The sequence below is a fragment of the Streptomyces sp. C36 genome (genome assembly GCF_040932295.1).
Lineage (GTDB): Bacteria > Actinomycetota > Actinomycetes > Streptomycetales > Streptomycetaceae > Streptomyces > Streptomyces triculaminicus.
In genome coordinates this window covers 168,472-189,314 of the sequence record NZ_JBFQGI010000002.1, presented here as the reverse complement: position 1 = coordinate 189,314, position 20,843 = coordinate 168,472, and the positions used below count along the sequence as shown (strand labels likewise).

Here is a 20,843-nt window from a genome sequence, read left to right as displayed (position 1 = left end):
GGTGGGCGCCTCGCGCGAAGGCCGGTGCGGACCTTCGGGGGCGCGCCCCACCGGGCAACTCAAAACTCAGAAGCCCCCGTTGCTATGGAGAAGGATCTTAAGGAGCGCTCAGAACCCGCCCCTCGCACATGCCTTCGCATCACCGATCCGAATCGGAATCGTTATCGCATAGGCGTACCGGACCCGGGATTATCGACAAATCGCCGGGACAAAGTACTCATTTCACAGGGGCGTCGCCAACGCGGGGCCGGGCATCGCCGCAGTCCCGGCCGGGTCGCGGGCCCCCGCCGGCGCCACCGGGAGCGCCCCCGGCCCCGCGCCCGCCAACCGCACCGGCTCGACCGGGAGCGGCCGCGCCGGTGACACTCTGCGGAATGCCGACGTACCGCGAGTGAGATCGTGGCCGATCGACGCGGCGTCAATGTCGGCCGAAAGCCAGCGCTTTCCTTCGCGCTCCTGCTCCTGAATTCGCAACTTTCCCTGGACGATGACCGGTTCCCCCACGGACACCGAACCCACCACATTCGCCGCCAGCGTGCGCCACGCCCACACCGTGTAGAAGCTGGTGTACGCGTCCGCCCATTCCTCCCGCTCCCGGTCCCAGCGGCGCACGGTCGCCGCGAGGCGGAAGCGCGAGACGGCCGATCCGTTCGCCGCCTCCCTGAAGTCGGGCTGCGTGGCCACGTTGCCCACGACCGTCACCACTGTCTCGTTCATCCGGAACGCCTCCCCCGTCGTCGTCTCGGATCTCATGGTGCCCACGACGTCCAGATCCCGCTGGGGGCTGTGGACGGCGTGCCGGTTGTGGACAACCGCCTCCCCCACACGAACACCGCCCGTACCGCCAGAACGCCTACGCCTCTCCCGCTAGGCCGCTCCCGCTACGCCTCTCCCGCCGCGATCACGAACTGCGCCCGCACCTCGCGGTACCGCAGCAGCTCGGCCGCCACCGGCTCCAGCACCCGGGCCCGCCCGCAGCCCGCCGCCGCGCCCCGCAGCCGGTGCTCCGTCTCCAGCCCGTAGCCCCGCGCGGGCCCCCGCGCCGCGATCCGCCCGCACCACGCCAGGACGGGGCCGCCCAGGCTGCCGCCGGCCAGCAGCTCCGCCGGCAGCCACCACGGCCCGCCGAAGTCCCCGGTGAACATGCCCACCAGCCACGCCGCTCCCAGCAGTTGCATCGCCAGCAGCGCCCCCTGCCCCGCCGCGATCGCCGCCCACCAGCGGGGCCGTACCGCCCGCGCCGTACCGCCGGCGCACGTCGCCGCCGTCTCCGCGGCCACCGCCGCCACCTCGTCCAGCGCCTCCGCCAGCCCCTCCGCGCCCCGCGCCGCCGCCTCGCGCACCGCCTGTGCCCAGGGGCCCGGCAGCCCGGCCGAGGCCTCGTACGCCAGCGCCCGTACGGCCCGTTCCACCAGCGGCCGGGAGGCCGTGCGGCGCTGCGGCGCCGCGTAGCCGACGGGCTCGGTGTCGTCGGCGGTGTGGTGCCGGGCGCGCGCGCCCAGGAACAGCCGGTCGTGCCAGCCGCGCACCCGCTTGAAGGCCGTGCCGCACGCCCGCTCGGAGTCCCGCCGCCAGGCGCGCTCCGCCGACAGCCCGGCGGCCTGGGCCCCCACGGCCTCCGCCAGGCGGTCCTCGAACTCCTGCCGCGCCCGTTCCGTCAGCCCCGGCCGCCCGTCGGCCACATAGGCCCTGCGCAGCCGCGCCGACACCCCGTCCACGTCGGCCGTCAGCCGCAGCTCCGCCGCGGACCGCCGGCTGGTGAACGCGCCCAGGGCCTCGCGCAGTTCGCCGACCCCCTCGCCCGTCAGGGCGGACAGGGCCAGCACCGCCGCCCCCGGCTCGCCGTGCTCGCCCAGCGCCAGCCCGTCCTCGTCGAGCAGCCGCCGCAGGTCGTCCAGGACCTGGTCCGCCGCGTCCGTGGACAGCCGGTCCACCTGGTTGAGGACGACGAACGTCACCTCCGCGTAGCCGGCCAGGGGTCGCAGATAGCGCTCGTGCAGCACCGCGTCCGCGTACTTCTCCGGGTCCACCACCCAGATCACCGCGTCCACCAGCCCCAGCAGCCGGTCCACCTGTTCGCGGTGGCCCACCGCCGCCGAGTCGTGGTCGGGCAGGTCGAGCAGGACCAGGCCGCTCAGCGCCGGGTCGTACGGCCGGACCGGCTGGCGGCGGGCCCGGGCGGGGATGCCGAGGCGGTCGAGCAGTCCGTCGGCGCGGTCGGTCCAGGCGCAGGAGAAGGGCGTCGCCGTGGTCGGCCGGCGCACCCCGGCCTCCGAGAGCTGGGCCCGCGCGAGGGCGTTGAAGAGGGAGGACTTGCCGCTGCCGGTGGATCCGGCGAGGGCCACGACCGTGAGGTCGAGTGAGTGCCGGTGGCGGGCCGCGGCCTCCTCCAGCACCCGGCCCGCCTCGGCGAGCGTGCGCCGGTCCAGCCTGGCCCGGGAGAGCCCCACCAGCTCGCGCAGCGCGTCGAGCCGGGGCCTGAGGGCCTGGCCGGCGGGTGAGGTCGTCACCCGGGGGCCCGCGGGCACCAGGGGGCGAGCGGCGACCGGGACCGGCCGCTCGGGTTCGGCTCCCGGGCGGGAGCCGCCGTCCGGCCGGCCGCGGCGAGCGATCAAACCGTCGTTCCAGAAGCGGCCCACCTCGTCTGCTGACGGCACGGCGGTCATCTCTCCTTCTGCAGTAGGGACAGCACCGCGATGAGTTCGACCTGATGCTCGGGGGTCAGGTCGAGGGCCTCGAGGGGGGCCGTCCTGCGGTCCCGCTCGCCTTCGAGGACCCGTTCGAGACAGTCGGACAGCAGGTCGCCGCCCCGGTCGCGCAGCCGCAGCGCGGCGCCGGCCCCGAGCGTCCTGGCCAGGGAGTCCCCCGCCGTGCTCGCCCGGCCGCCGCCCAGCAGCGCCGCCGCCAGCAACGCGGCGGTCTTCTCCGCCTCGTTGCCGCGGTCGCGCTCCGCCGCCCGCACCTCCTCCTGGGCGATCTCCTCCAGGCAGCGCCGCCACCGGCGCACGGCCACCCCCACGCGCCCGCTCGCGCCGTCGGGGTCACGGGGCGCGAGCGCCGCCTCGGCCGCCGGGTCGCCGCCGCAGGTCGCCGCGATCTCCTCGTCGGCGGCGTCGGCGGCACAGGTCAGCAGCGCGATGACGGAGCCGGTGAGCGCGTTCAGCAGTTCGTCGGGGGTGCTGTCATGGGGGTGCCCGCGCCAGTGGGTCAGCGCGTCACCGGCGAGCGCCTCCCCTGCCGCGATCTCACGCCGGACGCGCTCGACCGCGCGCCCGTACGCCTCCTCCACGCTCTGCAGCATCCGGACGGCCGCCGCGTGCTGCACCGCCGAGGCCCCGGCGAGGCCCGGCAGCCGCGAGCCCAGCGAGGAGAGCACGCCCCGGGCGGTACGGGCGGTCGCCACCGTCCGCGCGGCGGGGTCCTCGGCCCGCTGGGCGAGCCAGGCGCGCAGTCCCGCCACGGCGGTGGCGGGCAACAGCCCGCTGCCGTCGGCCGACTCGGGCAGTTCGGGGATGGTGAAGCGGGGAACGTCGCCCAGCCCGGCCTGCTCCAGCATGGCGTCGTACTGCCGGGAGACCTCGACCGCCACCTGATGCGGCACCCGGTCCAGCACGGTGACGAGCGTGACGTCGTACTCCTTGGCCGTGCGCAGCAGGTGCCAGGGCACCGCGTCGGCGTACCGGGTCGCGGTGGTGACGAGCACCCAGATGTCGGCGGCGCAGACCAGCGCGGCGGCAAGGTCGCGGTTGTGCTCGACAAGTGAGTCGATGTCAGGTGCGTCGAGGAGGGCGAGTCCGCGCGGGAGGGCGCGGTCGGTCTCGATGCGCAGGGCGAAGGGCTCGTGCTCCACGGCATCCGCCGACACGTCGTCGTCCATCGCCTCCGCCTCGTACGCCGCCGCGGCGCACTCCTGCATCGGCACCCACACCCGCTGGAGCCGGGGCAGCACCCGCGATCCGGCGAACCAGTGATGATCGTCCGGATGGCAGACAAGGACAGGAGTGCGAGTCGTCGGCCGCAGCACCCCCGCCTCAGTGACCCGGCGCCCCACAAGCGAGTTGACCAGAGTGGACTTGCCCGCCCCCGTGGAGCCCCCCACGACCGCCAGCAACGGCGCTTCGGGGGCGCACAGGCGGGGCACCAAGTAGTCGTCGAGCTGCGCCAGGAGCTCGGCCCGGTTCCGGCGGGCACGGGCCGCGCCGGGGAGGGGGAGCGGAAAGCGTGCGGCGTCCACGCGATCACGCAATGCGGACAGCGCGTCAAGCAGTCGGGGCCGTACGTCCAAGGTCGCCACACGTGCAGAATGCCCAATTCTGGGGTGTTTTTGAAGCGTATAGCCCCCGGCGCGCGAGGCGTGGCGCAAGGGGCTCAGGCATAACGAGTACACAACACCCGGCGCCTGGGACGTCAAAAACGATGCGAAATTCGCACCTGCCTGCGATTATCAGGACCGCTTCACCGAACCTCCACATCGTGTCACGGAGGTGAAGCAACCGGGACGAGGTACGCGGAGCCCTATCCTTGTCCCCGGCAAGGTCACGGCACCACCGAGCCCGGGGCTTCAGCCGTCCGCGACCGCCGTACAACCGGCCCCCGTAGCTCAGTGGATAGAGCAGGCGCCTTCTAAGCGCTTGGCCGCAGGTTCGAGTCCTGCCGGGGGCGCTCGCTCCATGTTCCGCGCCTCTCCTTCCCAGGAGGGGCGTTTTTGCTGGGCGGAGGGCCCACCGCCTCCACTTTCCCCCTCTCCTCCGCATGGTCACGGACCGCGACGGGAGCGACCCGACGGGACGCGGGGCCGGCCGTCGCTCGCTACCGCATCGCCGCACCCCGGAGCCGTTAGGATCAACGCATGACTGAGTTGGACACGATCGCAAATATCTCCGACCCCGCGATTCAACGAATTATCGATGTCACCAAGCCTTCGAGGTCCAACATCAGGACTACGCTGATCGAGGACGTCGAGCCCCTTATGCAGTCCATCCATGCGGGGGTGGAATTCATCGAGGTATACGGCAGCGACAGCAGCCCGATCTCTTCCGAGCTGCTCGATCTGTGCAAGCAGCGGAACATTCCCGTACGCCTCGTCGATTCGTCGGTCGTCAACCAGTTGTTCAAGGGGGAGCGGAAGGCGAAGACCTTCGGCCTCGCCCGTGTTCCGCGCCCGGCCAAGTTCGGTGACATCTCCAAGCGGGGCGGGGACGTCGTCGTGCTCGACGGCGTGAAGATCGTCGGCAACATCGGCGCGATCGTGCGCACGTCGCTCGCGCTCGGTGCTGCGGGAATCGTGCTGGTCGACAGCGATCTCACCAGCATCGCCGACCGACGCCTGCTGAGGGCCAGCCGCGGCTACGTCTTCTCGCTTCCCATCGTCCTCGCCGATCGGGAGGACGCGGTCTCCTTCATTCGGGACAGCGAAATGTCGCTGATGGTCTTCGACGCCGACGGCGAACTCACGGTGAAGGACCTGGGCGGCAAGCAGGAACGTCTGGCCCTGCTGTTCGGCAGTGAAAAGGGCGGACCTTCGGATCTTTTCAAGGACGCGTCCTCGTCCTCGGTGTCGATTCAGATGATCAGCTCGACCGAGTCCCTGAATGTCTCGGTCGCGGTCGGCATCGCACTGCACGAGCGGATCGACAGGAATTTCGCCGTCAACCGATAAGCCGGCGCTTCACCCCTCCCGGACGGGAGGGGTTTTCGCCGCGCGGCGCCTTGGCCGGGCCGAGGTCGCCGGACGCCGGCTAGGCCAGCACGTGGTCGAGCCAGTGATGCACCAGGCCGACGTCACCGGAGACGCGGATCCCTGGGGCGGTGACGGGCAGTCGCCGTTTGCTCAGCAGCAGCAGCTGGTCGGCCGACGCTCGTACGGTGGCGTCCGGGCGGCCGCTGTCGGGAGCGACGATGGCGGGGCCCGAGGGCGACAGGCGCAGCAGCCACTGCCCGGACCGGGACGGGGAGGTGCCGTCGCCCTGGAAGAGGATCAGCTCGCCGGAGCGGCGCAGATCCCCCACCCGTGGGTTGAGGAACGCGGCGACACCCGGCTCGCCCATCGAAGTGAACCAGAAGTTCAGGCTGTTCAGGGCCACGTCCGGGTCGAGCCGGGGCTCGACGCCCAGGGCGATGTCGGCGTCGGCGCGGTGCACGGCGGCCTCGAGCGCGCCCCAGGTCGCCCAGAACCGGGACCGGGGCTCGCCGTAGGTCGTCCACGCGGGCGCGTCGGGTCCGCTCTCCTGCAGGGCGGCGACGAAGGCGTCGGCGGAGTCCGTCACCGGTGAGACCAGACGCTCCTCGACGGCCCGTTCGCCGGACGGGGCGTTCAGGTACGCGCGAGCGAGCGCGTCGACGTAGTGCGACCACGGCATCGCGGGGTCGAGAGCGCCCTCGGGAATCTCGGGCAGGAACACGTGGGGCGGGTGGAACTCGGCACCCGGGCTCGTCAGGATCCCCGTGGCCCAGACGAAGGCCGTATGCATATGGCCCATGAGGTGGGCCGCGGTCCAGCCGGGGCAGGTGTCGATCCGCCCGGCGAAGTCGAGGCGGGCGAGCGCCTTGGCGAGGTGCCCGCTCTGCTCGGCGATCTCCTCACACAGGCGCGCGTGGCTCGGTTTGTACATGGTGTCTCCTTCGGAACGCGGATCGCACGCCCGCCGCCCCTTTGCATCGATTTCGACGTGTGGTCCGTTTCATCCAAGCGTGGTCCGCTGACACCGCTATGACACGTCGCTCGAGCCACGCGCCACCGAGCCCAGCCAGAGGCTGTCCCTGGCCCGGGTCATCGCCACGAAGAGCTGGGTCCGGGAGAGTTCCGCGCGCTCGAGGGCGATGTCCTCGTCGCCGACGACGGTGCACGCGCGCGTGGACGTGGCGGAGGGCGCGACGGAGGACCTGACGGTGGACATGCCGGAGGACGCGACCGAGGCCACCGGGGCCGCGACGGAGGGAACGGCCGGGGCGGGCTCGTGGTCCGGGAGGTAGACGTGCTTGAACTCCAGGCCCTTCGCCCGGCGGTAGCTGCCCACCTTCACGGCGGCGACCGGCCGGCCGTCGTAGCGCTCGAGGGAGCAGAACGGGATCCCTGCCCGGGCCAGCAGGCGCTGGTAGTGGGCCGTCTCGCGGCGGGAGCGGCAGAGTACGGCCGAGTCGGGCCAGGAGGCCTCTCCGCGGGCGCGCAGGGCCGACAGAAGGGCGTCGTCGTGCTCGGCAGGCGTGCCGGAGACGGACCGCGTGACCTGACCGCCGTGGTAGGTGCGGTCGACGTCGCGCAGACCCGCGAGGCGGGTGCCGTCGATGTCGTCGAAGGCGTCGTCCGCCACGACCGCGAGGGCGGCGTCGAGGATCTGGTGGGCGTTGCGGTAGTTGGTCCGCAGCACCTGCCCGCGGTCGCCGCGGACGTCGATGCCGGCGTCCGAAAGCCGGAAGCCGCCGGGATAGACGGCCTGCTGGCCGTCGCCCACCAACAGCAGCCCGTTGGGGGCGTCCCCGACGAGCGCGTGCAGCAGGCGCACCCCGACGAGCGTGAGGTCCTGCACCTCGTCGGCGATGACCGCCGCGTACGGGGAGCGTCCGGGCCGGGCACGGGCCTCGGCGAGGGCCAGGCTGAGGATGTCGTTGAAGTCGTGCACGCCGCGCGCGCGGCGGACGCGCTCGTACTCCTCGTACAGCGCCCAGACCGCCTCGCGGTGCGGGCGGCGCAGGGCGGCCCGGCGCCGCTGGCGCCGCAGCGTCGCGTATTCCTCGAAGCCCGTGATGCCGCGCCCCTTTATGACGCAGTCGATCTCTTCGTGCCAATAGCGCGGGCAGGGATCGAGGGCGGCGAGGACGCTGGGCCGGCCGCACCGTACCCAGGCCCTGCTGAAGGCGTCCTCCGACCGGCCGCCGTGCAGCCGGTGCGGAATTCCGCGCTCGGCGAGGAATTTCCGTGCCCAGGAATGCAGGCTGCGGAATTCCACCCGGTCGGCGACGGCCGGTGCCATCGTCCGCAGAAACGTGCCCTGGACGCGCGGGAGATTACTGGCGAAGGTGACGTACAGAATCCGCCCGGTCGTGCGCTGGGCGAGATGGGCGGCGCGGTGCAGCGCCACGACGGTCTTGCCGGTGCCCGCCGGACCGCTCACGCGCGCGGGGCCGGACCAGTTGCGCCGTACGAGGGCGACCTGGTCGGGGTGCAGGAAGGTCATCCACCGTTCGACGGGGGCGCGGCGCGCGGCGTCCATGGCGGCGTCGCGCAGGCTCGCGATGTCGAAGAGGGCGTTGTCGGCGGCCGTGTCGCCGGAGGTGGCGTCGGACATGCCCCCGCCGTCGGGGGCCGGGCGACCGGGGCCGGCGGAGGGCACGGACGGCTCCTCGGGGACGTACGAGCCCTCGTACGCCGGGAACACCACCTCCAGGTGGTCGGCGATCGCACACACCATGGCCGCTCCCAACCGGGTGCGCTCGGCCAGCAGGGCGGGGCCCACCTCCCGCTCGCCCAGCAGCCGTACGCGGTCGAGCGTGCCGTCGAAGGAACGGCCCGCGAAGACCATCAGCGGCTGGACCGCCACGGGCGACAGGCCCAGGGACGCCAGCGCCACCTCCGCCACCCGCGTCACGGCCAGGAGCTTGCCGATCTCGCCGTCGCGCCGCTGGCGGCCGGCGGTGAGATGACCGTCGGCGGCGCCGGGAGCCGCCCGCCAGTTCTTGACGTCGATGACGAAGACCCCGCCGGGCCCGACCAGCAGCATGTCGACGTTGGCCGCGCGCGTCCCCGGCCACCGCCGGTCCACCAGCAGCCGCCAGCCGCGCCGGGTGAGCATCAGCAGCTGGGCCGCGACCTTGCGCTCGCCCTCGCTCGCCGCCTCCCACCGCCGGGCCTCCCGCTGCGCGGCCCGCAACTGCTCGCGCAGCTCACGCTCGTGCCGCCGGGCTTCCTGAGCCCTGTTCGATGCCGAACCACCAGCCTCCATATCCGCCCCCCTCGCCTACACACTCCCCCACGAACTTGCATATATACACAAAGTAATGATCGAACAACGCATCGCCATCACCCCGGAGGCGGCCGGTATCGTCTGCGGGGTCGGAGCGAGCGAGATCGAGGAGCGGCGGTGCCGGACACAGGAGCATCCCGGGTCTCGTACGTCCCGTTGAGGGACGACGCCGCGCGCTGGACGACCACCTCTCCCGTGCGCACGGTCCTGGGCGTCATCCACAACGTCACCTCCGCGACACGGCTGTTGGACCTGCTGGAGCCGTTCGAGGGCGATCCGCGCGTCCAGGTCGTCTTCACATGCACGGGGTCGTCGGCGTTCGAGGCGGGGATACGGGAATTCATGACCGCCCGCGAACTTCCTTGCATATCCTGGGAGATGGCCCTCGGCGAGAAATTCGACCTCGCCGTGAGCAGCAGCCGGGGCGGCGAACTGCAGAAGATCGACGCACCGCTCGTCGGTGCCCCGCACGGCGCCGGATACAATAAATACTTGCAGCGAAACCGGAAACCGGAAACCGGAAACCGGAAACCGGAAACCGGAGGCCTTCGGCCTTGATGCCGAATGGCTCACTCACGACGGCGAGTTGATTCCTTCCGCCATCGTCCTCTCCCACGACGAGCAGCGCGAGCGCCTGCGCCGCGGCTGCCCGGAGGCCGTGCCCCGTTCCGTCGTCGCCGGAGACCCCTGCATGGACCGGCTGCGCGCCTCGCTCCCCTTCCGGGAGGAGTACCGCGCCGCGCTCGGCCTGCGCCCCGGACAGAAGCTGCTGGTGCTCACCTCGACCTGGGGTCCGTACTCCCTCCTCGGCGCGAACATGGACCTCGTGCGCCGCGCGCTCGCCGAGCTGCCGTCCGACGAGTACCGCGTCCTGGCAGCCGTGCACCCCAACGTCTGGTACGGGCACGGCGGCTGGCAGCTCCGCGCGTGGCTGGCTCCCTTCCTGCGGGCCGGGCTCATCCTGCCGTCACCGGATACCGACGTCTGGAAGGCGGCGCTCGTGGCGGCCGACGCGTTCGCCGGCGACCACGGCTCGCTGACCCTGTACGCGGCCGCGCTCGGCGTGCCCGGGCTGCTCGGCGCGTTCGGGGAGGACGTGGTGGCGAAGGGTTCGCCCATGGACCGGCTGGGTGCGGCGCTGGCCCGCGTGGTGCCGGACGTCCCCCTGGAGCGGCAGCTCGCCCGCGCGGCTGCCGGCCGGGCCGGGGACGAACGGCTCGACGGCATCGGCGCACTGGTCACCTCCCGGCCCATGCGGTCGGCCGAGCTGCTGCGCCGCCTGTACTACTCCCGCATGGAGCTGCCCGAACCGGAGCAGCCCGCCGTCCCCCGCCCCGTCGCCCTGCCCCTGCCGCTCCCCGCCGAGCGCCACGAGCCGGTGGCTCCCGCCGCGTACGCCGACGCCCGTAGCACCGCCGACGGAGGGCTGGAGCTCCGCCGCTACCCCGCCGCCCTGCAGGGCGCGGTCACCGGCCACCTGCCCGACCCCCACCTCGTGACCGCCGAGGGCGAGCCCGACTCCCGCTGGTCCCGCACGGCCGACGTGGTGCTGGCCCGCCCGCCGGCGCGCGGTGAAACGTTCCGAGAGGCCGCCGAGCGGGTCTTCCGAGAGCATCCGGGGTGCTGGCTGGCGGCCTTCGCCGGAGAGCAGGCGAACAGCTGTGTGGCGTTCACGCGGGACGGCGGGCGGACGACGGCCCTGTGGGTGGACTCGGCGCCGCCGGACCCCGTCGCTATCGCCGCGTCGGCGCTGTACGCGCTGCCGGAAGGCGACCGCGTCGCGGTGATCGTGGCCGGCTCGCCCTACGTCCTCGAGCGCCCGGCCACGCACCGGGAGCGCCCGGCGGGCTGACCTCAGCCGCCCAGCCGCTCCCTCGCCGTACGCGCCGAGGGGCTGCCCACCCGGTCGTACAGCTCCGCCGCCGTCCGCCAGTCCGCCTCGGCGGCCTCCCGCTCGCCGCGACCGGCCGCGACGTCGCCCCGCAGCAGCAGGATGCCGGCCTGCTCCTCCGGGGCCCCGCACGTCCGCATCAGCCCGGCCGCCTCGTTCAGCGGGGCGACCGCCTCGTCGGAACGATCGGCACGCACGCGTGCACGGCGTAGTGCCACAGCGCCTTGGCCTCGTTGAAGGGGTCCGGCAGTGCCGCGAAGAGGTCGCGGGCGCGCAGCAGCAGGCTCGCCGCCTCCTCGTGACGGCGTTCGGCGGCGCGCGCACGCCCGAGGTGCAGGGTCAGCAGGGCCCGGCCCCGCGGGTGGTCGATGCCGTCCAGCGCCTCCACCGCGCGCCCGAAGTGCTCGGCGGCCGTGGCGGGGTCGTCCGCGGCCAGCGCCAGCAGTCCCAGCCCCTCCAGCGCGGACGACACGGTACGCGCGTGCCCGGCGGCCGAGGCCAGGCGCAGGGAGTGCCGGTAGTGCTCCGCGGCCGGCTCGTCCCGGGCGTCGGTGCAGGCGAAGGCCAACTCCAGGTGCATGCGGGCCGCGGCGAGGGGGTCGTCGCACCGCTCGGCCGCAGCCAGGCCGAGCCGGCAGACGGCGATCCAGTCCGCGTGGTACTTGCGGCGGAAGAAGAAGCCGCGCAGGGCCTCGCACAGCTGCCAGGTCTGTGCGTACCGGTGCGTGCCGTGGGCGAGTTCGGCCACGGCCACCAGATTGGCGCGGTCGGCCTCCAGGGCGTCCAGCGCCTCCTCGGCGTCCCGGAACGCGTGCCCGGCGCCGTCGTCGCTTCCGGGGCCCGCGAAGAGCGGGCCGTAGCGCCACCGGGACGAGGTCAGCCGCTCGACGGCGGCGGCCCGCCGCAGGTACCAGTCGGCGTACCGGCCCACCGCCGCCTCGGTCTCCGCGCTCGTGGCGGCGGCCCGCGCGTGGTCGTGGACGAGCCGGTGCATCCGCAGGCGCCCCGCGCCGGCCGGTTCCAGCAGTCCCTCGCGCACGAGCGTCCGTACGTCGGTCTCCGCGTCGGCGTCCAGAGCGTCGGCGACGCGCCGCGCGAGCTCGCGCGAGAACTCGGGTGTCGGGTGCGCGCCCAGCGCCCGGTAGAGCGCGGCCGCCCCTTCCGGCAGGGAGGCGTGAGCGGCGTCGAAGACCTGCGGGACGGAGAGGTCGTCCGGCACGGCGAGCGCCTCCAGACGGGTGCGGCGGTCGATGAGTTCGCGGGCGAGTACGGCCGGATCCTCCCCGGAATCGAGGAGTTCACCCGCGCGGGCGCCCGCGATCCGTACGGCCAGGGGCAGCCCCGCGCAGGCGCTCAGGACGTCCTCCAGTGCCGGCCGGTCCAGGACGTCGGGGCGCCCGGCCACGGTGTGGAAGAGGTCGGCGCCCGCCGCCGCGTCCAGCGCCCGCAGCGGCACCGCCAGGGTGCGCGGGTGCGAGGCCCGCAGACCGGTGAGCGGGGAGCGGCTGGTGACGACGACCACGCTCTCGGGGTGGCCGGGCAGCAGGGGGCGTACCTGGCCGGCGGTGACCACGTTGTCGAGCAGCACGAGGGCGGGCGCGTCCGCGGTCAGCGACCTGTAGTGGGCGGCGAGCTCGTCCGGGCCGGCCGGACGGTCGTCCTGACGGTCGGACAGTTCCCGTACGAAGCCCTCGAGTACGGCGACGGGGTCGCGGGGTCTGAGCGGGCCCTGCGGGCTCATGTCGGCCTGAAGGTGGCCGCCGGGGAAGTCGGCGGCGAGCTGGTGCAGCCAGCGCAGGGCGGTCGCGGTCTTCCCCATGCCGGGCAGTCCGGTGACCACGACGACCAGGGGTGCCGTGCGCCCGGCCCGTTCGGCGGCCGCGCGCGCGAGGATCTCGAAGACCGGATCGCGGTCGACGAACACCTCCGGCGGGGCGTCCAGCAGCCGCGGGGTCCGCCGCGTGGGGGCGGTGGAGTGATAGTGCACGTTCCTCGCCTGCACCACGGTGCCGTGGAACGTGCCGCCCCCGATGGTGTTGTCGTTGCCGTCGCCCATGACGCCCCAGCCCCCAACTCGCCCGCTCCCGCCCCGGTTCCGCCCCCTCCGCGGCCGGGAGGAGTGATCCTACGGGCCGGGCGCACGACGGCGTATGGCGCCCGCCGACGGAGTGTCGGGGGCGCCATACGCACGGGATGGTTCCGGGTCGGGGAGCGCCCCGGAGCCGCGGATCAACCGCGTCGGACGATCACCGGTCAGGTATTGACGCAGATGTTCCCGGAGGCCGGGTTCAGCAGGCCGACGATGTCGATGGTGTTGCCGCAGATGTTGATCGGGATGTGGATCGGCACCTGGATGACGTTGCCCGAGATGACACCGGGAGAACCGGCCGCCACACCCTTGGCTCCGGCGTCGGCGACCGCGCCGCCGGCCACGCCGACGAGAGTGGCGCCCACGGCGGCGGTGACGACTGCTGCCTTGGCGATACGAGACATGGGGAGACACCTTTGCTTGGTCGTACGGGACGAGCACCCGGTCGGTGACGGCCGGGAGCCCGGATCAACGGGTAGGGGGCACAAAGGTTTCGTTCATGAAGCGTCCGAGTGATGCCGATGCGCACCGATGAACGGAAATGGGGGTTTCCGCACCGGCTTCCGGGCTGGCAGGGTTCCTTCCGTGAATCACGGTGAGATGTCTCGGGCGGCGTCACGGCCGGCGGAACTGATCGGCGCGCTGCTCCCGTCGGCGGTCGAGTCCGCCGAGTCCTTCCACGACCCGGTGGACCCTCCGCCTCTCTTCCCCGAGGAGGAGGCGCTGCTGACCAAGGTGGTGGACAAACGGCGCAGGGAGTTCACGACCGTACGGTCCTGCGCCCGCACCGCACTGGGGAGGCTGGGCTTCGCCCCCTCCCCCATCCTGCCCGGGCAGCGCGGCGCGCCCCGGTGGCCGGCCGGGGTCATCGGCAGCATGACGCACTGCGAGGGCTACCGTGCGGCGGCGGTCGCGCACGCCCGCGACGTGATGACCATAGGACTGGACGCGGAGCCCCACCAGCCCCTGCCCAACGCGGGAGTCCGCACGCTGGTCACGCGTCCCGAGGAGCGCGGGCAGCTGGCGCGGCTGGCCGCCCGGCACCCGGGCGTGCACTGGGACCGGCTGCTGTTCAGCGCCAAGGAGAGCGTCTACAAGGCGTGGTTCCCGCTCACCGGCCTCTGGCTCGACTTCGAGGACGCCATGGTCGAGGTGGACCCCGACGCGCGGACGTTCACTGCCCGCCTCATCGACCCCGCGCCGCTGCTGGCGGCGACCGGAAACCGGCTGGCGGGCTTCAGCGGCCGCTGGCGGGTGCACGACGGCCTGATCGTGACGGCCATCGCCGTGCCCGCGACGCACCGGGCGGCCTCCGACGAGGCCACGACGGCCGCCGACCGGTCCGCGGCGCTCGCCGTCGTGCCGGAGTAGGGGCCGCGGGGCGTCCGGCGCGCCCCACAGGGGGCGCGCCGGACGCCGCCGGCGCTCACCCGTCCTGCGACGCGACCCGGTCGGCGAACGCGGCCAGCTCCTCGCCCCAGCCGGCGGCCAGCGACAGCGACTCCGCCGTGCGGCAGGCACGCTCGACGAGCTCCTGGATGAGCTCCTCGGCCACGTCGTGCTCCTCCGGCTCCAGCAGGATCTCCCGCAGCAGCTGGGCGTCCCACGCGTACTCCGGACCGCCGTCGAGGAACCCCCGCAGCCGCCAGGCGGCGTGCAACGACCGGGCGTACGCCTCGTAGGGGCCGTCGAGATCCGGCCGCCCGGCGAGCGCCGCGCCCAGCCGCAGCGGGTGGCGCAGGGCGTACCACCCCGCGGCGCAGCCCAGGTCGCAGCCGGTCACGCAGCGCCCGGGCCAGGGGTCGTCGAGGTATTCGGCGGTCATGGCGTGGTGGCTGTACGAGCCGATCGCCCGTTCCGTGCGCAGCTCGTCCCAGATCCGCCGGGCCTCGACGGGCAGCGGGGCCATGAGGCGGTCGGCGTGGGCGAGGGCGAGGTCCCCGGCGAGGGTGGCGGTGGACTCCCCGAAGCGCCGGGCCTCGCCCGCCCAGCCGCCGCGCTCGTGTTCGGCGGCGCGGCTGACGTGGAGGGTGGGCATGCCCCGGCGCAGGGCGGCGTTGTCGCGGACGTCGCTCCGTATGAGGCTGCAGGTGTCCAGGAGTTCGAGGGCCGCCGCGGCGTCGACGGCCCAGGAGGCGTCCGGGTCGCCGCCGGCCGCGAGGTAGCCGGTGAGGAAGACCAGAGGGCGGGCCCGGTCCCCGCCCGCCGCCACGAATTCCGCGAGGGACTCCACGAGTCCGGCGCCGCGCGCGTCCGCCGTGCGCCAGCGGTGGTGCTCCTCGTCGAGGACGGTGCGCAGCCGTTCCTCGACCCGGTCGAGCATTCTCGCCCGTTGAAGCCGGGGTGACACCGTTCGAGGCGCCACCGGATGGGGCGGCTGGGGTTGCTTCGTCATCGTGTATCTCCATGGATCGGCTGCGGCCTTCACCGACCCCGACGGGCGGGTGGCTCCGTTCTCGACGGTTCTCGGAAGCGGAAGACGGCGGAAGGTGACCGGCCAGACGACTACCCCGGCACAGCGCGCCGAAAGCGCCGGTTTCCTGCCATCCCCGGAGCCGGGTGACGGTTGGGGCGCCACTCGCGTGCCGTCTGTACAGCGTGCGCCGTGGACGGTTACATCGGGGGCGAGCCACGGAATCCGGTTTTTCGGAGGCAACCATGCGCAGGATTGCGATCGTCGGCGCGGGCCAGGCGGGACTGCAGCTGGCCCTGGGACTGCAGGCGGCCGGCGGCTACGAGGTGACCGTGGTCTCGGCGCGCACGCCCGACGCCGTGCGTGGCGGCCGGGTGATGTCCACCCAGCTGATGTACGGGCCGGCGCTCGCCCTGGAGCGGTCGGCGGCCCTGAACATGTGGGACGAGCTGACACCCCGGATCGACGGCCTGCGCATCGGTCCGGTGGACCCGCCGGGCGTGCCCGTCCCGGAGCGGACCATCACCGCCGCCCTCGACGAGCCGGCGCGGTCCGTCGACCAGCGGGTGAAGACCGCGCACTGGCTGGAGCTGTTCGAGCACCGCGGCGGCCGGGTGGAATACCGGGAGGTCGCCCCCGACGACCTGGCGCCGCTCGCCTCCGGTCACGACCTGACGGTGGTCGCCACCGGATACGGCCCCCTCGGCCAGGTGTTCGGCCGCGACGACCGGCACAGCCCGTACGCCGGCCCCAAGCGCACCCTGGCCTGTGTCTACCTGCACGGTGCCGCCCCTGATCCCGGGCTGCCGCCGTCCTATCTGCGGATGTGGGGCTTCCCGGAGGCCGGGGAGTTCTTCGTGCTGCCGGCGCTGACGGGCTCGGGGCCGTGCGTGATCCTGCTCTGGGAGGGGCATCCCGGCGGCCCCCTCGACTGCTGGGGCGACGTCTCGGGCCCGGACGCGGCGCTGCTGCGCTCGCTGGAACTGCTGCGCTCGTACGCGCCCTGGGAGTACGAACTGTTCGCCCGCGCCGAACCGACGGACCCGGGGGCGTGGCTGACCGGAAGCCTGACGCCGGTGGTGCGGCATCCGGTGGCGGAGGTCGCCCCGGGGTCGTACGTCCTCGGCATGGCGGACGCCGTCGTCCTCAACGACCCGATCACCGGCCAGGGAGCGAACAACGCCGCCCGCTGCGCGGAGCGTTATCTGGGCTCGGTGCTGGAGCGGGGCGATCGGCCGTTCGACCGGGCGTGGATGCACGAGGCGTTCGCCGGCTGGTGGGACCACGCCCGGCACACCACGGCCTTCACCAACATGGTGCTGGACGCTCCGCTGCCCGACCACGTCCAGCACGTCCTGGCGGCCGCCGCCCGGCATCCGGAGCTGGCTCACCGCTACGTCAACGGCTTCGCGGACCCGGCCGACTACCAGGAATGGCTGATGGACGCCGACCGCGCGGAGGCCTGCCTGGCCGCGGTCGCCGGCCCGGCGGCCTGAGGCCCGGCGGACCGATGGTCTGAGGCCCAGCGGACCGGTGGCCTGAGGCCCGACGGACCGGTGGCCTGAGGCCCGGCGGACCGATGGCGCGGGCAGCGCTGGGCTAGCCTGAGGTGATGGGTACGACACAGCCGGGGGCGGTGGCACAGGCGGGCGCCGCGCCCGCGCCCGCCCGACGGCGCGGGACGCCGGGGCAGTGGCCGGTGCTCTGCGCCGTGTCGCTGGGCGGCGCCGCGGGAGCGGCCGCCCGCTACGGCGCCGGGCTGCTGTGGCCGACGCCGAGCGGCGCCTTCCCCTGGACGACACTGCTGGTCAACGTGGTCGGATGCGCGCTGATCGGAGTGCTGCTGGTGACCATCGCGGAGGCGGGCAGCCCGCACCGCCTGGCGCGGCCGTTCCTGGGAACGGGGGTGCTGGGGGGCTTCACGACCTTCTCGACGTACGCGGTGGACATCGAGGAACTGGTGCGGGACGGCCACGCGGGGACGGCGGCGGCGTACGCGGCCGCGACGCTCGGCGCGGCGATGGTGGCGGTGTGGACCGCGGCGACGGCGACCCGGCGCCTGATCGCGCGGAGGGCCCGATGACGCCCGCACCCGGCACGGCGCTGCGACTGACGGTCTACGTCGGCGAGTCGGACACGGTGGCGGGCTCGGGCGGCCTGGGCGGCCGCCCGCTCTACTCCGAGATCGTCCATCGCGCCCACGCGGCCGGCCTGGCCGGCGCGAGCGTCTTCCGCGGCATCGAGGGCTTCGGGGCCTCGTCGCGAATCCACACCTCCCGGCTGCTGTCGCTGAGCGAGGACCTGCCGGTGGCGGTGGTGATCGTGGACACGGCCGAGCGCGTACGGGCCTTCCTGCCGGTCCTGCGCGAGCTGACCGGGCCGGGACCGGGTGGCCTGATCACCCTCGACGAGGTCGAGATTCCGCCGGAGACACCTGCGTGAACTGGCTCCTCGTCATCGCCGGCGCCATGTTCGGCGCCCCTCTGCGCTACCTCACCGACCGTTTCGTCCAGTCCCGTCACGATTCCGTGTTCCCGTGGGGGACGTTCGCGGTCAACGTGACGGGCTGTTTCATCCTGGGCCTGCTGGCCGGCGCCCTGCCCGACGGGCACCTGCGCCTGCTCCTGGGCACGGGCCTGTGCGGCGCCCTGACCACGTACTCCACGTTCTCGTACGAGACGCTGCGCCTGGCCGAGGACGGGGCGCGGGGCTACGCCGTCCTCAACGCGGCGGCGAGCGTGACGTGCGGGGTGGGGGCGGCCTTCGCGGGGGTGTGGGTCGGCCTTCCCGCCTGACCGCACCGGACTCTCCCTCGCCCCCGGACCCTCCCTCACCGCCGGGCTCCCCGCCGTGACCTCCCTCGCCCCATCGGGCTCCCACCTGGCCTTTCACCCGACTTTCCACAGCGGAAAATTACCAGTTGCCATGACGGAAACGGCGTGGTTCACTTTCCGTCATGGCAACTGATGAGAACTCACGGCCGTCCGACCCGTCCATGCCCTCGCGGGAGAGCGCCGCCCAGGCCCTGGCCCTCGCGGAACAGGCTCAGGCCGCGGTCGGGGCGATCTCGCCCGGGCGGTGGTACCAGCCCACGCTGGCCGCGTTCCTGATCGGGCTCTTCCTCACGAATCTGCTGCCCGATCCCTTCGACATCACCGCCGTGGGCGTCCTGTTCGTGGGCATGATGACGTTCGTGGTCCTGCAGGTGCGCAAGATGGGCGTCATGCACCGCGCCACCCCGAAGACGGGGCGCCAGATGGCCGTCGGCGCGCTCCTCGGCATCACGGTGTACGTGACCGCGCTCGTCGTGGAACACCAGGCCGACATGCCTTGGGTCTGGGTGCCGGCCGCGCTGCTGGTCGGAGGGGGCATCCTGGGACTCGAAAGGCATTCCCGCACGAAGGGCATACCCGCATAGTGACCGCCCCCGAAGACGGCTTCAACGAGACGATCCACGCGCCGAACCGGCTGAGGATCTGCGCCGCGCTGGACGCCGTCGAGGAGATCGAGTTCGCGACGATCCGCGAGACGCTCGGCGTCAGCCCGTCCGTGCTGAGCAAGCACGTCACGGTCCTGACCGACGCCGGCTACGTCGAGCAGCGGCGGGCCGTGCGCGAGACCCGGCAGCGGGTGTGGCTGCGCCTGACCAAGGAGGGGCGGGCGGCCTACCGCTCCCACCTCGCCGCGCTCCGCGCGATCGTCAGCGCCGACCTCGGCGAGGGCTGAGCCCCGCCCCCAGGCCGCCGGGGCCCGCCCCCGGCGCGGCAAACGGTCACACCCTGGGGCCGGTCACGCCGCACCCCCGGGCGCTCACTCCTCGCCCAAGTGCTCGAGCAGCACACGCCGCAGCTCACGGGCCGCGCGCGGAGGCGGCGCGTCCTTCCGGTGCGCGACGGCCACGGTACGGCGCATGCGGTCGTCCTCGAAGGGGGTGACGCGCAGTCCGGAACGGGCCGCGACCATCCCGGGGACGACGGCCAGCCCGAGACCCGCGCGGACGAAACCCAGGACGGCGTCCATCTCGCCGCCCTCGACGGTGAAGGAGGGTTCGAAGCCCGCCGCACGACACGCGGCGGTGGTGATCTCCCGCAGGTCGTAGCCACGCCGGAACATCACCATCGGCAGATCCCGCAGCTCCCCCACCCGGATATGGCCCCGGCGCGTGGGCGGGGGCCCGGACGGGGCCGAGACCACCACCAGGTCCTCCCGCAGCAGCTCCGTCGTCACCAGTGCCGGGGCGCCGACGCCGAGCGGGGTGATGATCAGCGCCAGGTCGAGCCCGCCGTCGGCCAGCCGGCGCACCAGATCCTGGGAGCCGCCCTCGTCGACGTGCAGCTCGATGCCGGGAAAGCGTGCGTGGTACGTGCGCAGCACGTCCGGCACCAGGCTCGCGCACAGGCTCGGCGGGGCGCCGAGCCGGACCCGGCCGCGCCGCAGCTGGGCGACCTCCTGCACCTCACGGTGCGCGGTCTCGGTGTCGGCGAGGATGCGGCGGGCGAGCGGCAGCAGGGCCTCGCCGGCGTCGGTGAGAGTGATGTTGCCCCGGGCCCGGTGGAAGAGCTCGGCGCCCAGCTCGCGCTCCAGCGCGCGGATCTGCTGGGACAGCGAAGGCTGGGCGACATGCAGGGCCTCCGCGGCCCGGGTGAAGTGCCGCGCCTCGGCGACCGTGGCGAAGTAGCGGAGCTGCTGAAGTTGCACCCCACCACGATAGATAGGAGGTGCCTATGGAAACGAGCCCGATCATGTCTTGGACGCATCGTGGGCGCCCGCCCTAGCGTCGGCGGCATGGCACTGGCGACCCGGACGGACCGGCCTCCGTCCCTCATCCGCTCCGCGTGGCGCTCGACCGTCGGCAAGAAGGCGGTCATGGCCGTCACAGGGTTGGTCATGCTGGCGTACCTGGTCGCCCACATGATGGGCAACCTCAAAGTGTTCTTCGGCGCCGGGGAGTTCAACCACTACGGGCACTGGATCCGCACCATCGGCGAGCCGTTCCTGCACCGCGAGTGGTTCCTGTGGACCGCCCGGGTGGCGCTGAGCGCGTCGGTCGTCCTGCACGGCGTGGCCGCGTACCAGCTCAGCCGACGCGACCTGGCGGCGCGCCCGGCGAAGTACGCGCACAGGCCGCGCCGCAAGAGCTACGCCACCCGCACCATGCGCTGGGGCGGAGTGATCCTCGCCCTGTTCATCGTCTGGCACATCCTCGACCTCACCACCCTCGACGTGAACCCCAACGCCCAGGAGGGCCGCCCGTACGAGAACCTCGTCGCCTCCTTCGACCGCTGGTACGTCTCCGCCTTCTACATCGCCGCGATGCTCGCCCTCGGGCTGCACATCCGGCACGGCTTCTGGAGCGCCGCCCAGACGCTGGGCGCGGGCTCGCCCCGCCGCGACCGGGCCCTGAAGGCCGTCGCCAATACCCTCGCGGCGCTTTTGACCTGCGGCTTCATCGCCGTGCCCCTCGGTGTTCTGACAGGAGTCGTGAGCTGA

Annotated in this window: 21 protein-coding genes and 1 tRNA gene; 12 read left to right on the top strand and 10 right to left on the bottom strand. The window is 73.3% G+C overall.

Features of this window, described 5'->3' with window-relative positions; all coding sequences use genetic code 11:
• Positions 1 to 222: 222 nt before the first annotated feature.
• The 3 genes from AB4K12_RS06380 to AB4K12_RS06370 form a co-directional block, all read right to left on the bottom strand.
• Complete coding sequence (locus AB4K12_RS06380; protein WP_368433289.1) at positions 223 to 717, bottom strand: single-stranded DNA-binding protein; 495 nt, start codon at positions 715 to 717, stop codon at positions 223 to 225.
• A gap of 164 nt (positions 718 to 881) precedes the next feature.
• Positions 882 to 2,657 (bottom strand): GTPase, encoded by a 1,776-nt coding sequence (locus AB4K12_RS06375; protein WP_368433288.1) that lies wholly within the window; start codon positions 2,655 to 2,657, stop codon positions 882 to 884.
• A 5-nt stretch (positions 2,658 to 2,662) separates the two neighbouring features.
• Positions 2,663 to 4,285 (bottom strand): dynamin family protein, encoded by a 1,623-nt coding sequence (locus tag AB4K12_RS06370; RefSeq protein WP_368433818.1) that lies wholly within the window; start codon positions 4,283 to 4,285, stop codon positions 2,663 to 2,665.
• A 304-nt stretch (positions 4,286 to 4,589) separates the two neighbouring features.
• On the opposite strand from AB4K12_RS06370, the gene AB4K12_RS06365 reads away from it, so the two are divergent.
• Positions 4,590 to 4,662 (top strand) — tRNA-Arg (locus AB4K12_RS06365).
• Positions 4,663 to 4,849: 187 nt separating this feature from the next.
• Positions 4,850 to 5,659, top strand: coding sequence for an NshR/TsnR family 23S rRNA methyltransferase (nshR, locus tag AB4K12_RS06360; RefSeq protein WP_368433287.1), 810 nt, complete (start codon positions 4,850 to 4,852; stop codon positions 5,657 to 5,659).
• A 79-nt stretch (positions 5,660 to 5,738) separates the two neighbouring features.
• On the opposite strand, the gene AB4K12_RS06355 is transcribed toward nshR, so the two are convergent.
• Together AB4K12_RS06355 and AB4K12_RS06350 are read right to left on the bottom strand one after the other, a co-directional pair.
• Positions 5,739 to 6,611, bottom strand: coding sequence for a maleylpyruvate isomerase N-terminal domain-containing protein (locus AB4K12_RS06355; RefSeq protein WP_368433286.1), 873 nt, complete (start codon positions 6,609 to 6,611; stop codon positions 5,739 to 5,741).
• Between the two features lie 96 nt (positions 6,612 to 6,707).
• Positions 6,708 to 8,939: a UvrD-helicase domain-containing protein gene (locus tag AB4K12_RS06350; RefSeq protein ID WP_368433285.1), complete on the bottom strand. Its 2,232-nt coding sequence runs from the start codon at positions 8,937 to 8,939 to the stop codon at positions 6,708 to 6,710.
• A gap of 216 nt (positions 8,940 to 9,155) precedes the next feature.
• On the opposite strand from AB4K12_RS06350, the gene AB4K12_RS06345 reads away from it, so the two are divergent.
• Entirely contained in the window at positions 9,156 to 9,518 is a 363-nt protein-coding gene (locus AB4K12_RS06345) for a hypothetical protein (protein ID WP_368433284.1), read from the top strand.
• A gap of 28 nt (positions 9,519 to 9,546) precedes the next feature.
• Positions 9,547 to 10,812: a hypothetical protein gene (locus AB4K12_RS06340; RefSeq protein WP_368433283.1), complete on the top strand. Its 1,266-nt coding sequence runs from the start codon at positions 9,547 to 9,549 to the stop codon at positions 10,810 to 10,812.
• Between the two features lie 2 nt (positions 10,813 to 10,814).
• Here the strand turns inward: AB4K12_RS06340 and AB4K12_RS06335 are convergent, their stop codons facing one another.
• The 3 genes from AB4K12_RS06335 to AB4K12_RS06325 form a co-directional block, all read right to left on the bottom strand.
• Positions 10,815 to 11,048 (bottom strand): hypothetical protein, encoded by a 234-nt coding sequence (locus AB4K12_RS06335; protein WP_368433282.1) that lies wholly within the window; start codon positions 11,046 to 11,048, stop codon positions 10,815 to 10,817.
• Positions 11,009 to 12,907, bottom strand: coding sequence for an NB-ARC domain-containing protein (locus tag AB4K12_RS06330; RefSeq protein ID WP_368433281.1), 1,899 nt, complete (start codon positions 12,905 to 12,907; stop codon positions 11,009 to 11,011). The genes AB4K12_RS06335 and AB4K12_RS06330 overlap by 40 nt, the downstream gene beginning before the upstream one ends.
• Positions 12,908 to 13,104: 197 nt before the next feature.
• On the bottom strand, positions 13,105 to 13,344 hold the full coding sequence (locus AB4K12_RS06325; protein WP_368433280.1) for a chaplin: 240 nt from the start codon (positions 13,342 to 13,344) through the stop codon (positions 13,105 to 13,107).
• Between the two features lie 226 nt (positions 13,345 to 13,570).
• Here AB4K12_RS06325 and AB4K12_RS06320 point away from each other — a divergent pair, with 226 nt between their 5' ends.
• Positions 13,571 to 14,311 (top strand): 4'-phosphopantetheinyl transferase, encoded by a 741-nt coding sequence (locus AB4K12_RS06320; RefSeq protein WP_368433817.1) that lies wholly within the window; start codon positions 13,571 to 13,573, stop codon positions 14,309 to 14,311.
• Between the two features lie 55 nt (positions 14,312 to 14,366).
• Here AB4K12_RS06320 and AB4K12_RS06315 read toward each other — a convergent pair whose 3' ends face one another.
• The gene (locus AB4K12_RS06315; protein ID WP_368433279.1) at positions 14,367 to 15,335 is read right to left on the bottom strand and encodes a polyprenyl synthetase family protein; all 969 of its coding nucleotides are present in this window, start codon (positions 15,333 to 15,335) and stop codon (positions 14,367 to 14,369) included.
• Positions 15,336 to 15,598: 263 nt separating this feature from the next.
• On the opposite strand from AB4K12_RS06315, the gene AB4K12_RS06310 reads away from it, so the two are divergent.
• The 6 genes from AB4K12_RS06310 (at position 15,599) to AB4K12_RS06285 (ending at position 19,079) form a co-directional block, all read left to right on the top strand.
• A complete protein-coding gene (locus AB4K12_RS06310) occupies positions 15,599 to 16,849 on the top strand; it encodes a styrene monooxygenase/indole monooxygenase family protein (RefSeq protein ID WP_368433278.1) in 1,251 nt (416 codons plus the stop codon).
• A 116-nt stretch (positions 16,850 to 16,965) separates the two neighbouring features.
• A complete protein-coding gene (locus AB4K12_RS06305) occupies positions 16,966 to 17,436 on the top strand; it encodes a CrcB family protein (RefSeq protein WP_368433277.1) in 471 nt (156 codons plus the stop codon).
• A complete protein-coding gene (locus AB4K12_RS06300) occupies positions 17,433 to 17,795 on the top strand; it encodes a DUF190 domain-containing protein (protein ID WP_368433276.1) in 363 nt (120 codons plus the stop codon). The genes AB4K12_RS06305 and AB4K12_RS06300 overlap by 4 nt, the downstream gene beginning before the upstream one ends.
• Positions 17,792 to 18,148: a fluoride efflux transporter CrcB gene (crcB, locus tag AB4K12_RS06295; protein ID WP_368433275.1), complete on the top strand. Its 357-nt coding sequence runs from the start codon at positions 17,792 to 17,794 to the stop codon at positions 18,146 to 18,148. The genes AB4K12_RS06300 and crcB overlap by 4 nt, the downstream gene beginning before the upstream one ends.
• Before the next feature lie 161 nt (positions 18,149 to 18,309).
• Entirely contained in the window at positions 18,310 to 18,771 is a 462-nt protein-coding gene (locus tag AB4K12_RS06290; RefSeq protein WP_368433274.1) for a hypothetical protein, read from the top strand.
• Entirely contained in the window at positions 18,771 to 19,079 is a 309-nt protein-coding gene (locus AB4K12_RS06285) for a transcriptional regulator (RefSeq protein ID WP_368433273.1), read from the top strand. Before AB4K12_RS06290 ends, AB4K12_RS06285 begins: the two co-directional genes overlap by 1 nt.
• Positions 19,080 to 19,163: 84 nt before the next feature.
• Here the strand turns inward: AB4K12_RS06285 and AB4K12_RS06280 are convergent, their stop codons facing one another.
• The gene (locus tag AB4K12_RS06280; protein ID WP_207246492.1) at positions 19,164 to 20,051 is read right to left on the bottom strand and encodes a LysR family transcriptional regulator; all 888 of its coding nucleotides are present in this window, start codon (positions 20,049 to 20,051) and stop codon (positions 19,164 to 19,166) included.
• An 87-nt stretch (positions 20,052 to 20,138) separates the two neighbouring features.
• On the opposite strand from AB4K12_RS06280, the gene AB4K12_RS06275 reads away from it, so the two are divergent.
• Positions 20,139 to 20,843 (top strand): succinate dehydrogenase cytochrome b subunit, encoded by a 705-nt coding sequence (locus AB4K12_RS06275; RefSeq protein WP_368433272.1) that lies wholly within the window; start codon positions 20,139 to 20,141, stop codon positions 20,841 to 20,843.